The sequence below is a fragment of the Streptomyces sp. CC224B genome (genome assembly GCF_030010595.1).
Taxonomy (GTDB): Bacteria; Actinomycetota; Actinomycetes; order Streptomycetales; family Streptomycetaceae; genus Streptomyces; species Streptomyces longispororuber.
In genome coordinates, this window is sequence record NZ_JASCXL010000184.1 from 1 (window position 1) to 10,858 (window position 10,858).

8 protein-coding genes are annotated in these 10,858 nt (G+C 72.8%); 6 read left to right on the forward strand and 2 right to left on the reverse strand.

Features of this window, described 5'->3' with window-relative positions; translation table 11 throughout:
- Positions 1-101: 101 nt before the first annotated feature.
- A complete protein-coding gene (locus QK440_RS39640) occupies positions 102-1,718 on the forward strand; it encodes a D-aminoacylase (protein WP_282798121.1) in 1,617 nt (538 codons plus the stop codon).
- Between the two features lie 72 nt (positions 1,719-1,790).
- Here the strand turns inward: QK440_RS39640 and QK440_RS39645 are convergent, their stop codons facing one another.
- Entirely contained in the window at positions 1,791-2,699 is a 909-nt protein-coding gene (locus QK440_RS39645; RefSeq protein ID WP_282798122.1) for a serine protease, read from the reverse strand.
- A 367-nt stretch (positions 2,700-3,066) separates the two neighbouring features.
- On the opposite strand from QK440_RS39645, the gene QK440_RS39650 reads away from it, so the two are divergent.
- The 3 genes from QK440_RS39650 (at position 3,067) to QK440_RS39660 (ending at position 6,660) form a co-directional block, all read left to right on the forward strand.
- Entirely contained in the window at positions 3,067-4,278 is a 1,212-nt protein-coding gene (locus QK440_RS39650; protein ID WP_190138002.1) for a pyridoxal phosphate-dependent aminotransferase, read from the forward strand.
- A gap of 229 nt (positions 4,279-4,507) precedes the next feature.
- Positions 4,508-4,921: a hypothetical protein gene (locus QK440_RS39655; RefSeq protein WP_282798123.1), complete on the forward strand. Its 414-nt coding sequence runs from the start codon at positions 4,508-4,510 to the stop codon at positions 4,919-4,921.
- A 278-nt stretch (positions 4,922-5,199) separates the two neighbouring features.
- Positions 5,200-6,660: a glycosyltransferase family A protein gene (locus tag QK440_RS39660; RefSeq protein WP_282798124.1), complete on the forward strand. Its 1,461-nt coding sequence runs from the start codon at positions 5,200-5,202 to the stop codon at positions 6,658-6,660.
- A gap of 151 nt (positions 6,661-6,811) precedes the next feature.
- Here QK440_RS39660 and QK440_RS39665 read toward each other — a convergent pair whose 3' ends face one another.
- Positions 6,812-8,620 carry a phosphoenolpyruvate carboxykinase (GTP) gene (locus QK440_RS39665; RefSeq protein ID WP_282798127.1) on the reverse strand — a complete coding sequence of 603 codons (1,809 nt, stop codon included), beginning with the start codon at positions 8,618-8,620 and terminating at the stop codon, positions 6,812-6,814.
- Between the two features lie 372 nt (positions 8,621-8,992).
- On the opposite strand from QK440_RS39665, the gene QK440_RS39670 reads away from it, so the two are divergent.
- Entirely contained in the window at positions 8,993-9,754 is a 762-nt protein-coding gene (locus QK440_RS39670; RefSeq protein ID WP_282798125.1) for a hemolysin III family protein, read from the forward strand.
- 247 nt (positions 9,755-10,001) lie between these two features.
- Positions 10,002-10,751: a Mut7-C RNAse domain-containing protein gene (locus QK440_RS39675; RefSeq protein WP_282798126.1), complete on the forward strand. Its 750-nt coding sequence runs from the start codon at positions 10,002-10,004 to the stop codon at positions 10,749-10,751.
- The last annotated feature ends 107 nt before the right edge of the window (positions 10,752-10,858 follow it).

The window sequence follows — 10,858 nt, forward strand, 5'->3', positions numbered from 1 at the left end:
GTCCAGGGGGCGGAGCCCCCTGGTTACGGGAAAGGGGCGGGACTGGGGCGCACCCCGCGAGGGTCCACCCGCACCCGCCCCCCAGAAAGGCAAGGCACCCCATGGACCTGGTCATCCGCGGAGCCCGCGTCGTCGACGGCAGCGGCGCCCCCTCGTACACGGCCGACGTAGCGATACGGGACGGCCGGATCACGGAGATCCACCGGGAGGGCGCGGCGAGCGGCCCCCGTCCGACGGGGGCCCGGGTCCTCGACGCCCAGGGCCTCGCCCTGTCCCCCGGGTTCATCGACATGCACGCCCACAGCGACCTCGCCCTGCTCCGCGACCCGGACCACAGCGCGAAGGCCGCACAGGGCGTCACCCTGGAGGTCATCGGCCAGGACGGCCTGTCGTACGCCCCCGTCGACGACCGTACGCTCGCCGAGGTCCGCCAGGCGATCACCGGGTGGAACGGCGACGGCTCCGACATCGACTTCGATTGGCGCACGGTCGGCGAGTACCTGGACCGCCTGGACCGCGCCCACGGCGGCCGGGGCATCGCGGTGAACGCCGCGTACCTGATCCCGCAGGGCACGGTCCGGATGTACGCGATGGGCTGGGAGGACCGCGAGGCGACCCCCGCCGAGCTGGACCGCATGCGCGAGCTGGTGGCCCAGGGCCTGCGCGAGGGCGCGGTCGGCATGTCGTCGGGGCTCACCTACACCCCCGGCATGTACGCCAAGGACGCCGAACTCACCGAGCTGTGCCGGGTGGTGGCGGAGTACGACGGCTACTACTGCCCGCACCACCGCAGTTACGGCGCCGGCGCCCTGGAGGCGTACCGGGAGATGGTGGAGCTGTCGCGCTCCGCGCACTGCGCGCTGCACCTCGCGCACGCCACCATGAACTTCGGCGTGAACAAGGGGCGGGCCCCGGAGCTGCTCGCCCTCCTCGACGACGCGCTCGACGCGGGCGCCGACATCACGCTCGACACCTACCCCTACACCCCGGGCTGTACGACGCTCGTGGCGATGCTGCCCAGTTGGGCGGGCGAGGGCGGCCCCGACGCGGTGCTCGCGCGGCTCCAGGACGACGCGACCGCCGAGCGCATCCGGCACCACCTGGAGGTCGTCGGCTCGGACGGCTGCCACGGCGTGCCCATCGAGTGGGACACCATCGAGATCTCCGGGGTCTCCGACCCGGGGCTCGCCTCGTGCGTCGGCAAGACGATCCAGCAGTCGGCGGACATGCGCGGCGAGGAGCCGTGGGTGACGGCGCGGCGGCTGCTGATCGCCGACCGGCTCGGCTCGACGATCCTCCAGCACGTGGGCCACGAGGAGAACGTGCGGGCCATCATGCGCCACCGCGTGCACACCGGCGGCAGCGACGGCATCCTCCAGGGCTTCAAGCCGCACCCGCGCGCGTACGGGACGTTCCCGCAGTACCTGGGCCGGTACGTCCGGGACCTCGGCGTGCTGTCCCTGGAGGAGTGCGTCCAGCACCTCACCTCGCGCGCCGCCGCGCGGCTGCGGCTGCCCGACCGGGGCCACGTCCGCGAGGGCTACCGCGCCGACCTCGTCCTTTTCGACCCGGAGACGGTCGCGGCCGGGTCGACGTTCGAGGCCCCGCGGACGCTGCCCGTGGGCATCCCGCACGTCCTGATCGACGGGAAGTTCGTGATCGAGGACGGACGGCGCACGGACGTCCTCGCGGGACGCGCCGTGCGCCGGACCGCCTAGTCACCGGGCGTACGTCCGGTCAGGGGCGTACGTCCGGCCATGGGGCGTACGCCCGGACGCGCGGCGTACGTTTCAGCGGTGCCGCTCCGCCGCGGGCTTCGGCAGGGTGCAGCCGGGACGGCTCAGGTCGATCTTGTTGCCGGTCCCGACACAGGGGACGACGGTGTAGGTCTGCTGGCCGTAGTTGATGCCGCGGCGGACCGTCACCCTGCCGCTCTCGTCGACCTCGCAGGGGTTGTTGTCGGTGCAGCGCTGGCCGTCCTCGTTGCCGGTGTTGTTGACGGCCACGACCTTGCCGGTGGCGTCGTCGATCACCGGGGAGCCGGAGGTGCCGCCGATCGTCTGGCACGCGGAGGTGTAGCGGACCGAGTCCTTCCAGGTCCAGCGGCCCTCCTTGAGCCGGTACACGAAGCCGTCGATGTTGCACTTGTACATCCGCTTCCAGTAGCCGGATGCGACGGTGATGGCCCGGCCCGCCTGCGGGTGCGCCGCGTCGAGGTCCAGCGCCTTGATGCCGAAGCGGCTCTCGATGTCGCGGTAGGTGCTGGTCAGCTCGTACAGCGAGAGGTCGGTGTCGGTCATCGTCCCGTACGCGATCTTGCCGGCCCGCACCGTGCCCGCGTTGCCCCCGCTCGCGTTCAGCAGGGTGAAGCTGCGCGACGAGGGCCGGTCGACGATCACCTGGCCCGGCGCCGGGAAGCCGGTCTCCAGGCAGTGGCCGTTGGACATCACGAGCGCGGGGTCGCCGGGCTGCGAGTTCGGTACGCGCACCACGGAGCCGGAACAGTTGCTGAGCGCCACGGTGCCGGCGAAGGTCACCGCTTTCGCCCGGGTGCCCTCGGCCCGCGGGCCGGCGGCGGGGGCGGCCTGCGCCGCCCGCTTGTCCGGGGCGGGGGCCTGGTCGCTCACGGCCGCCGCGGGCACGGCCGCCGTACCGACCAGAACGGCGGTGAACACCGCGCCGACGAGAGGCTTGTTCATGTGGGGGTCCCCTCTGCTGACCGAATGACCGGAGCCCACGGGACCCCGGCTTGTCATGCGCATTGTTGAGCCACCCCGCCACACGGACAAGACCGCACACGACAAACAAACCAGCCCCGGACAGCAGCACCCCAAAGGGACGCGCCCCCCGACAACCCGCACCCACCAACAGCGAGAAACGACGACGGCCAAGGGGCGCGGGGAACGGCGCGAGCAACCCACCACAACCCGCACCCACCAACGACGAGCAACCACCCCCAGGGGCGCGGGGAACTGCGCAAACGCCCCACCCGCCCCGCACCGACGAAGCAAAGATCAGCCCAAGGAACCCGCTGAGGGCGCCCCCGCCCGGGATAGGCTCGGCGGTATGCAGGTGATCCAGTCGACCAAGCTCGCCAACGTCTGTTACGAGATCCGGGGCCCGGTGCTCGAGGAGGCGATGCGGCTCGAAGCGGCAGGTCACCGCATCCTCAAGCTCAACACCGGCAACCCCGCCGCCTTCGGCTTCGAGTGCCCGCCGGAGATCCTGGAGGACATCCTCCGCAACGTCGGCGACGCCCACGGCTACGGCGACGCGAAGGGCCTGCTCGCGGCCCGGCGCGCGGTGGTCATGCACAACCAGACCCTCGGCATCGAGACCGACGTCGAGCACGTCTTCATGGGCAACGGCGTCTCCGAGCTGATCGTGATGGCCATGCAGGGCCTGCTCGACGACGGCGACGAGGTCCTGGTCCCGGCCCCCGACTACCCGCTGTGGACCGCGGCGGTCTCCCTCTCCGGCGGCACCGCCGTGCACTACCGCTGCGACGAGCAGGCGGACTGGATGCCCGACCTGGCCGACGTCGAGCGCAAGGTCACCGACCGCACCAAGGCGATCGTGATCATCAACCCGAACAACCCGACCGGCGCGGTCTACGACGAGGAGGTGCTGCGCGGCCTGACCGACATCGCCCGCCGCCACAACCTCCTGGTCTGCTCGGACGAGATCTACGACAAGATCCTGTACGACGGCGCCCGGCACACCCCGACCGCCGCCCTCGCCCCCGACCTGCTGACGCTGACCTTCAACGGCATGTCGAAGGCGTACCGGGTGGCCGGGTACCGGGTCGGCTGGATGTCCGTCTCGGGCCCGAAGGCGCACGCCACGTCGTACATCGAGGGGCTGACGGTCCTCGCGAACATGCGCCTGTGCGCGAACATGCCCGGCCAGCACGGCGTGGCCGCCGCCCTCAGCGGACGGCAGACCATCAACGACCTGGTCCTCCCCGGCGGCCGCCTGCTCGAACAGCGCGACACGGCGTACGACCTGCTGACGCGGATCCCCGGCGTCACCTGCGTCAAGCCGAAGGGGTCGCTCTACCTCTTCCCGCGCCTCGACCCGAAGGTCTTCAAGGTCAAGGACGACCGGCAGCTCGTCCTCGACCTGCTCCGGGCCGAGAAGATCATGGTGGTGCACGGCACGGGCTTCAACTGGCCCGAGCCCGACCACTTCCGCATCGTGACCCTGCCCACGGCCACGGACCTCGCCGACGCGGTGACGAGGATCGGCACGTTCCTGGACGGGTACGGCCAGCCGTAGCGCCGCGCGGGCCGGGCCCGCGCACGAGGAGCACACCAGGGGGCGGGCGCGCCCGGCCGCGCGCCCGCCCCCTTCGCGCTGCCCGCGCCCGGGATCCCCTGGGCCCCGCCCCCGCGCCACCCCGAGATCCCCTGGTCCCGCCCCCGCGTCGCCCTCGTACAAGATCCGACTCAACTTTAGACAGGATCTAAGCTAGGATGGGGTTCACGACAGCTTGGAGACCCATCCCATGTACGAGCCGATCCGCACCAAGTCGGTCCACACGATGGCCGACCCGGGCGACTTCCCGCACCGCAGCCGTGAGGAGGAGCTGGACATCCAGCTCGCCGGGCACCTGGCCGCGCTGCTCGCCGTCACCGACGACCTGCGCACCCTCGCGCCCGACCCCGCTCTCGACGCGGCCGCCGAGCGCCTCGCGGCGCAGGTCGCCCGCCTGCGCGGGGGGCATCCGCCGGTGCGCGCGGCGGGCGTCGCCACCGCCATCCACGAGCCCCACCTGTCCGCCCTCCACCAGCGCGCCCACGCCCTCGCGGGCCGCGCCCTGGTCGTCGCCGCCTCGCGCGCCGACACGGCCGCGGCCATCCTCGCGGCCGAGCGGGTGGACGCCCACGCGGCGGGCGCGCGCCTCGTCGGCGCCGCCTGACCGCGCGCGGGCACCCGCCCGCCCCCCATCGGCCCCGGCCCGCGTGCCGCAGCGACGCGCGGGCCGGGTGCCCCCTTCCCGCCGGGGCCACCGCCCGTCCCGGCCCGTTCGGCAGCCGGTACGTGAACGTCCGTGGCCGCACACGCTTCCCGCAGGTGAACACTGGCGCCACCGCGTCACGAATCGGTCTCCCGGCCCTTTCCGGGGCAACTCTCCCCCGCCCGCCGCTCGTCTGGACAGCGTCACCCAAGTCGGGTGCGACCAGCGCGGAGAGGGCGATGATGAGCGACGTCGCGGTCAGTGTGATCATTCCGGTCTACAACGCCGCCGAGTTCCTGGACGAGTGCCTGGAGTCGGTGGTGAAGCAGACCATCGGCTTCGAACACGTCGAGGTCGTGGCGGTGGACGACGGCTCCACCGACGGCAGCGGCGCGCTCCTCGACACATGGGCCGAGCGGTACCCGCGCAACATACGGGTCGTGCACCAGGAGAACTCCGGCGCGCCCGGCGGACCCCGCAACCGCGGCATCGACCTGGCCACGGGCACGTTCCTCTTCTTCGCCGACCCCGACGACCACCTCGGCGAGGACGCCCTGCGCCGCATGGTGGAGGTCGCCGAGCGCAACGACTCCGACGTCGTCCTCGGCCGCGTCCGCGGCGTGGGCCGGGGCGTGCCCGTGGAGCCCTACGCCGCCAACGTCGAGCGCGGCGACGTCTGGTCGGTCAAGGGCGTCCACACCCTCACCCCGCACAAGCTGTTCCGGCGCTCCCTGGTGACCGAGCACGGGCTGCGGTTCGCCGAGGGGGCGCGGCTCGCGGAGGAGCAGCCGTTCATCCTGCCCGCCTACCTCAAGGCGCGGTGCATATCGGTGGTCGCCGACTACGACTGCTACTACCTCGTGGACCGCGAGGGCTTCGCCCATCTGACCAAGCAGCAGCCGCCCGCCGAGGCGTTCTTCGCGCCGGTGCGCGCCGGGCTGCGGTCCGTGATCGACCTCACCGAGCCGGGCGAGCGGCGCAACGAGCTGATCGAGCGCATCGCGCGGATCCAAATCCTGGCGAAGTTCGGGCCGCGCTTCCACCACCGGTCCGCCGAGCGGCAGGAGTCGTACGCGCGGGTCGCCGCCGAGGTGCTCCACGAGTGCGTGCCACCGGAGGCGGTCGCCTCCCTGCCGCGCCTGATCCGCGTCCGCGACCGGCTGCTCCGCGAGGGCGGCCGGCTCAGCGAGCTGCTCTCGCTCTCGCGCCACGACGGCCTGTCGTGGACCGAGCTCGAACCCGGGCACGACGCGGTGGAGTGGCTCGACGGCGGCCGGAGCCTCGCGGTGCGGGTGCGCAGCCCCTACTACCTCGACGGCGGCGTCGCGGACGTCCGGCACAGCCTCGTGCTGCGCCACCCCGACGGCTTCGAGTGGCAGGTCCCCGCCGCGCGGGCCGCCTCCGCCGGCGGGCCCATGACCGCTCAGGTCGTCCTCGACCTGAGCAGCCTGCACCAGTACGCGCTGCTGCCCGGGAAGTGGGAGCTCCTGCTGCGGGCGGCGACCGGCGACGGCAAGCGCCACGAGTTCCCGCTGAGCCTGCCCGAGCCCGGCGGCCGCGGCCGGCGCCGGGTGTCCCTGCACGGGGGGCGGCCCATGGTGGTGTGGCTCTCGCACCGCTCGCGGAAGGCGCGCGCCGTGCTGGTCGCCGCGGACTGGCGCACCGTCGCGCGCCGGGTCCTGCGCCGCCCGCGCCGCTGACGGCACGCCGGGGACCGGTCGCCGTACGCCGCCGACCGTGAGCCGGGGCCCGGTCGCCGTACGCCGTTGTACGGCCACCGGGCCCCGGGTCTCCGCGCGGCGCCGCGGGCCTCGGCCCGGGCGCGCGACCGCGGTGTACCGCGCCCCGGCCTCAGCCCAGGCGCGCGACCAGCGCCCGGTACTGGTCCCAGAGCTCCGCCGGCGTGTGCGTGCCGAACGTCTCGAGGTGCCCGGGGATCAGCGCCGCCTCCTCCCGCCAGACCTCCTTGTCGACGGTGAGCAGGAACTCCAGGTCGGCGGCGGGCAGGTCGAGCCCGCGCGTGTCGAGGGACTCGGGCGTCGGCAGGACACCGATCGGCGTCTCGACGCCCTCGGCCCTGCCGTCGAGCCGCTCGACGATCCACTTCAGGACGCGGCTGTTCTCGCCGAAGCCGGGCCAGACGAAGCGCCCGTCGGCGTCCTTGCGGAACCAGTTCACGTAGTAGATCTTCGGCAGCTTCGCCTGGTCCTTGTCGGCGCCGACCTTGACCCAGTGGGCCATGTAGTCGCCCATGTTGTAGCCGCAGAACGGCAGCATGGCGAACGGGTCCCGGCGCAGCTCGCCGACCTTGCCCTCGGCGGCGGCCGTCTTCTCGGAGGCCACGTTCGCGCCGAGGAAGACGCCGTGGTTCCAGTCGAAGGACTCGGTGACCAGCGGCACCGCGGAGGCCCGCCGGCCGCCGAAGAGGATCGCCGAGATCGGCACGCCCTTCGGGTCCTCCCACTCGGGCGCGATGATCGGGCACTGCGCGGCGGGGACGGTGAAGCGGGCGTTGGGGTGGGCGGCGGGCTCGCCGGACTCCGGCGTCCAGTCGCGGCCCTTCCAGTCGGTGAGGTGGGCCGGGGTCTCCTCCGTCATGCCCTCCCACCACACGTCGCCGTCGTCGGTCAGCGCGACGTTCGTGAAGACGCTGTTGCCCCACAGGGTCTTCATGGCGTTGGCGTTGGTGTGCTCGCCCGTGCCGGGCGCCACGCCGAAGAAGCCCGCCTCCGGGTTGATGGCGTACAGCCGACCGTCCTCACCGAACCGCATCCAGGCGATGTCGTCGCCGATGGTCTCGACGGTCCAGCCGGAGATGGTGGGCTCCAGCATGGCGAGGTTGGTCTTGCCGCAGGCCGACGGGAAGGCCGCGGCGACGTACTTGGGCTCCCCCTGCGGCGGGGTGAGCTTCAGGATGAGCATGTGCTCGGCGAGCCAGCCCTCGTCGCGGGCCATCACCGAGGCGATGCGCAGGGCGTAGCACTTCTTGCCGAGCAGGGCGTTGCCCCCGTACCCGGAGCCGTACGACCAGATCTCGCGGGTCTCGGGGAAGTGCGAGATGTACTTCGTGGAGTTGCAGGGCCAGGGCACGTCGGCCTGTCCGGGCTCCAGCGGGGCGCCCAGCGTGTGGACGGCCTTCACGAAGAACCCGTCGGAGCCGAGCTCGTCGAGGACCGGCTGGCCCATTCGGGTCATCGTGCGCATGGACACGGCCACGTAGGCCGAATCGGTGATCTCGACGCCGATCGCGGACAGCGGCGAGCCGAGCGGGCCCATGCAGAAGGGCACGACGTACATGGTCCGGCCGCGCATGGAGCCGCGGAAGATCCCCTTCTCGCCCGCGAAGACCTCCCGCATCTCCGCCGGGTCCTTCCAGTGGTTCGTCGGCCCCGCGTCCTCCTCCTTCGCGGAGCAGATGAACGTGCGGTCCTCGACGCGGGCGACGTCCGTCGGGTCGGAGGCCGCGTAGTACGAGTTCGGCCGCTTGACCGGGTCCAGCTTCCTGAACGTGCCCTTGGCCACGAGCTCCCCGCACAGGCGCTCGTACTCGGCCTCGGAACCGTCGCACCAGACCACGCTGTCCGGCTGGGTCAGTTCGGCGATCTCGTTCACCCAGGAGAGCAGCTCCTGGTGAGTGGTGGGGGCGGCGCCCGCGGACAGCGGGTACTGCTGGGGCAGCGAGGACTGCGACGCCTGCGGCGACGGGGAGGACTGCGGGGTCGGGGAAGGCTCGGTGGACAGCGAGGACAGCGAAGGCTGCGAAGACTGCGAGGAAGAGGGAGCCGCGATATCGCGCGCCACGATTGCTCCTATACGAGGGGTTTTAGGTTGAGGCCCCGTGGGGGCTGCGACCCGGACGCTTCACTACATTTCGATCTTCTGGCGCTCATCCGGTGCCGACCGCACTCATTTGATCATCCGTCGCGGCCGCGCATCTGTCCAGAGGGCTTCACACCTGAGCGGGGTGAGCATGGCCACTTGTAGGATCGGGATTCACCACTTTGATACGTAACTTACGGTTCCGTAGGTACGATGCGGTGTATGACCGCTACCGTCCCCGACGTGATCACGAACGACGCCGCAGACGGCGACAGTCCGTCCACCTCCGTGGGTGAGGTGGCCGCCGCAGCCCTCGAACCCGTCGTCGCCGCCGCGCGCCCGGTGAAGCCCAAGCTGCGCGGCTGGCTGCACGCCGGGATGTTTCCCGCCGTCGTGGTCTCCGGCGTCTTCCTGACCGCGCTCGCCGACTCCACCCGCGGCCGCGTCGCCTGCGGGATCTACGTCCTGACCGCCTGCCTCCTGTTCGGCGTCAGCGCGCTCTACCACCGGGGGGACTGGACGCCCCGCGTGGACCGCGTCCTGCGCCGCCTGGACCACGCCAACATCTTCCTGATCATCGCGGGCACGTACACCCCGCTGACCCTGCTCCTGCTGCCCGACTCCAAGGGCCGGTGGCTGCTGTGGGGCATCTGGGCCGCGGCCGCCGCGGGCATCGTCTTCCGGGTCTTCTGGGTGGGCGCCCCGCGCTGGCTCTACACCCCCTGCTACCTGGCGATGGGCTGGGCCGCCGTCTTCTTCCTGCCCGACTTCCTGCGCACGGGCGGCGCCGTGGTGCTCGTCCTGGTCATCGTGGGCGGCGTGCTGTACAGCGTGGGCGGGGTGGTCTACGGCATCAAGCGCCCCGACCCGTCACCGCGCTGGTTCGGCTTCCACGAGGTCTTCCACTCCCTCACGCTCGCGGCGTTCGCCGTGCACTACGTGGGGATCTCCCTGGTCGCCTACCAGCACGCCTGACGCCCCCCGGGGGGCGGGCTCACCTCGGGGTCGCCGGGGCCGTGGTTTTCCGCCGCGGCCCCCTTTTCTGTGGGCTCTGACGGTGGCTGCCGGCTCGGTCGGCCGGGGTTCGTCGGCGGGTGCGGGTGTGTGGGGGTTGCTCGCGCCGTTCCCCGCGCCCCTTCGGGGTGCCGCACCGGCGCCCCTCCTGACCATTCGCCCCGAAAATCCCGGGGTTGGGGCCGAGGGCCCGTGCCATCCTGAGGCCATGAACGGTCCGGAGATCCTCATCGACTTCGCCCCCGGCCTCGCGCTGTTCGTCGCCCACGAGCGGCGGGGGCGCCCCACCACGGCCGTCACCGACGGCGTCTCGTCGCTCGGGCACGTCGTGGAGTCGCTCGGCGTGCCGCTCACCGAGGTCGGGGCCCTGGTCGTGGACGGGCGCGAGGTGCCCCCGGCGCACGTGCCGACGGCGGGGCAGCGGGTCGAGGTGCGGGCGGTGCCGCGCCCGCAGCGGCTGACGGAGGACCCGGCGGAGCCGCTGCGGTTCCTCCTCGACGTGCATCTGGGCACCCTGGCGCGGCGCCTGCGGCTGCTCGGCGTCGACGCGGCGTACGAGAGCACGGACATCGGCGACCCGGCGCTCGCCGCCCGCTCGGCCGCCGAGCGGCGTGTGCTGCTCAGCCGGGACCGGGGCCTGCTGCGCCGCCGCGAGCTGTGGGCCGGGGCGTACGTCTACAGCGACCGACCCGACGACCAACTGCGCGACGTGCTGCACCGCTTCGCGCCCCGCCTCGCCCCCTGGACGCGCTGCACCGCCTGCAACGGCCCGCTGCGGGCGGCCCGCAAGGAGGACGTGGCGGACCGTCTGGAGGGCGGCACGCACGGCACGTACGACGTGTTCGCGCAGTGCGGGGCGTGCGGGCGGGTGTACTGGCGCGGCGCCCACCACGAGCGGCTCGACGGCATCGTGCGCCAGGCCCTGGAGGAGACCAAGGGACTGCCCGCGCCGGGCTGACGCGGCGGCGGAGGGCCGGCACACGACACCGGGGTGGGGGGGGGGGGGGGGGGGGGGGGGGGGGGGGGGGGGGGGGGGGGGGGGGGGGGGGGGGGGGGGGGGGGGGG

Excerpts from the sequence above, each read along its gene's own strand:
- QK440_RS39660 (WP_282798124.1), top strand. The coding sequence starts at position 5,200 with ATGATGAGCGACGTCGCGGTCAGTGTGATCATTCCGGTCTACAACGCC.
- QK440_RS39675 (WP_282798126.1), top strand. The coding sequence starts at position 10,002 with ATGAACGGTCCGGAGATCCTCATCGACTTCGCCCCCGGCCTCGCGCTG.
- QK440_RS39670 (WP_282798125.1), top strand. The coding sequence starts at position 8,993 with ATGCGGTGTATGACCGCTACCGTCCCCGACGTGATCACGAACGACGCC.
- QK440_RS39640 (WP_282798121.1), top strand. The coding sequence starts at position 102 with ATGGACCTGGTCATCCGCGGAGCCCGCGTCGTCGACGGCAGCGGCGCC.
- QK440_RS39655 (WP_282798123.1), top strand. The coding sequence starts at position 4,508 with ATGTACGAGCCGATCCGCACCAAGTCGGTCCACACGATGGCCGACCCG.
- QK440_RS39650 (WP_190138002.1), top strand. The coding sequence starts at position 3,067 with ATGCAGGTGATCCAGTCGACCAAGCTCGCCAACGTCTGTTACGAGATC.
- QK440_RS39645 (WP_282798122.1), bottom strand. The coding sequence starts at position 2,699 with ATGAACAAGCCTCTCGTCGGCGCGGTGTTCACCGCCGTTCTGGTCGGT.